The sequence below is a fragment of the Streptococcus sp. UBA632 genome, from assembly GCF_002300045.1.
Lineage (GTDB): Bacteria > Bacillota > Bacilli > Lactobacillales > Streptococcaceae > Streptococcus > Streptococcus alactolyticus.
This window is the reverse complement of the sequence record NZ_DBPA01000026.1, coordinates 2812-5284: the sequence shown is the minus strand read 5'-3', so window position 1 is coordinate 5284 and position 2473 is coordinate 2812. Positions and strand designations below refer to the sequence as shown.

General features: G+C 34.2%; 3 protein-coding genes and 1 pseudogene. All 4 read left to right on the top strand.

What is annotated here, in order from left to right:
* The first annotated feature begins 354 nt into the window (after positions 1 to 354).
* Entirely contained in the window at positions 355 to 1269 is a 915-nt protein-coding gene (locus B3473_RS03395) for a magnesium transporter CorA family protein (protein WP_167829291.1), read from the top strand.
* A 158-nt stretch (positions 1270 to 1427) separates the two neighbouring features.
* Positions 1428 to 1622, top strand: a pseudogene (locus tag B3473_RS03390) (tyrosine-type recombinase/integrase); the annotation flags it as partial.
* 387 nt (positions 1623 to 2009) lie between these two features.
* Entirely contained in the window at positions 2010 to 2336 is a 327-nt protein-coding gene (locus B3473_RS03385) for a PadR family transcriptional regulator (RefSeq protein WP_235281093.1), read from the top strand.
* The coding region (locus B3473_RS07360) for a DUF1700 domain-containing protein (protein WP_414717674.1) at positions 2323 to 2473 on the top strand (151 nt) is incomplete at its 3' end. The genes B3473_RS03385 and B3473_RS07360, both read left to right, overlap by 14 nt.

Genomic DNA, 2473 nt, shown 5'->3' with positions numbered 1-2473 from the left:
ATTCGCTATTGAATTTTATGTATTTTATATGTATTTGGAGCAATACTCCACTTTGGTAATAAAGCTGTATGTTTCTTTTTCTATTACTTCAATCCACATCGAGTGTGTTGCACTGCTCGTAAAAGCCTAGAAATCTTTGAATGAAAGGGATAATGAAAAGCCTTGGTTGCAAGGCTTTTTTCTTTTGAGTGGGGAAGTATCAGAGTGAAAAAATTTTTGGAGTGGGTAGAAGTGATAGCTAGAAATTATCAGTTTCTATTTCCATTTTCAATATCTCTTCAACAATATTGAAAAACTTGTCAAAGAAATGTTTATAAACTATAATAGTTAGATCAAGAGATAGGAGGGCAGAAAGTGATTGAAAAACGTTTTGGCAACAATAATGAGCTGAGCTGGATTATTATCCATTCAGAAAGAGAAATGATAGACAAACAATTAGTCGAAGACTATGGATTAGATAAAGAATTGGTCTCATATGCATTAGACAAAAATGAAAGGGCTCATTTTGAATACAATGTAAAACTCGATCGATTATTATTGATTTTTAATCTTCTTGATATAACAAAAGAGGATAATTATTATGAAACCACACCGATGGCGTTTATTGTGCAACAAAATCAGTTTATTACGATTTTCAATGCGAGAAATGCTTATTTGCTGGAAAAACTAGAAAACTATTTGGCTAATAATACAGTTTTGACCTGTCAACAGTTCCTATTCGCCTCCTTAACGATTGCTTCCAAAGAATATTTCCCTGTTTTGGATCAATTGGATCGTGATAAAGATATGCTCAATGCTAAGTTAAGAAAGAGGACGACCAAGCAACTGCTATTAGAGCTGTCTGACTTGGAAACTGGGTTAGTCTATTTACTAACCGCAGGAAATCAAAATGTGTTCGTGTTGGAACAATTGCGGAACCACCCACATATTCAAAAACTCGGTAGCATTGAATTGGAAGAACTGGACGATGCATTAATTGAAGCACGTCAGCTAGCAGCCATGACGCAGCTGGATTCTCAGATTCTTCAACAATTGTCAGGCGCCTACAATAATATCTTGAACAATAACTTGAATGACAACCTGACTATTTTAACGATATTATCCATTTTACTCGCAGTTCTTGCTGTTATCACTGGATTCTTTGGGATGAATGTTCCGTTGCCATGGCAAAACGAGCCACAAGCGTGGATTTGGATTGTCATTATAGCACTTGTATTATGGCTGATTATTGCCCAAGTATTGAAACTCGTCATGCGTCGACAAGGGTAAAAAAAGATTATATAGAGAGATTTGAGGGAAACTCTCAATTCTTTTGCACATAATGGTAATTGATAGGCATCAACTGTCATTCATCTTTTTCTGAACAAGGAGTAAATTAATGTCTTCAAGTTGATAAAAACTTGAAAAAATCATTCAGAAAGAGGTGCTATGGTTTTCATCTATTTCGTCATACCCACGCTTCAATGATGCTTAATGCGGGTGCAAATTGGAAAGAATTGCAAAGTCGATTAGGACATAAATCAATTTCAACAACAATGGATACCTATGCAGAATTGGCTCCAAAGAAAAAATTTGAAGCTGTTAGTCTATTCCAAGCAAAACTTAACGAATTAACTACATAGAAAATCCATCTCTACATATATCTCTACATCATTTTGATGTATTTCCGGAAACCTTGGTATTACAAGGTTTTCGATAGCTAAAATAGATAATATTTAACCTTTACTGAAGTTAAATAATAAAGACCCTAAAAATCTCTTGAAATGATTGTTTCAGGGATTTTTTATTTTGGATTAAAGACAAGACTTGCCTCATTTAGAGCTTATTAGTCATTTTTCTAGAATCATTTAATCCTTCTTATCGCTTTTCTGAAGCCTATTCCGAAGGGATTTTTATTTTATATATAAAGTTTCTATATATTTAGCTTGACTTCCTGTATTGTTTACTATATGATTTATATATAAAATAATTATATATAAAATTTTTATATATAAGAGAAAGGAGCAGGTATGTATTTTCCAACTTCAGCAACTGTTATTGAATTTCTTGTTCTGGCTATTGTTGACAGAGAGGATTCTTATGGGTATGCCATTAGTCACACGATTAAAAAGCTGGCAAATATCAAAGAATCCACTTTGTACCCGATTTTAAAAAAATTGGAAAAAGCAGGTTACTTAAGCACTTATCAACAAGAATATCAAGGACGTAAACGCAAGTACTATGCCATTACTGACAGTGGCAAGGAGCAATTGGCTTTTTTGAAAACGGAGTGGAAACTTTATCAGGAAAAGGTTGACGAGATTATTGAAGGGAGATTAGAGGATGACGAAAGTTGAGTATTTAGCTAAATTAGATTGGTATTTACGGAAATTGCCAAAGGATGACTACCAAGAGGCGATGGACTATTTTAGGGAATATTTTGACGAGTCTGGCCCAGAAAATGAGGAGGCAGTGATTGCCGAATTGGGGACTC

Bases quoted from the DNA above. Each gene is read 5' to 3' on its own strand.
- B3473_RS03385 (WP_235281093.1), top strand. From the start codon at position 2,010: ATGTATTTTCCAACTTCAGCAACTGTTATTGAATTTCTTGTTCTGGCT.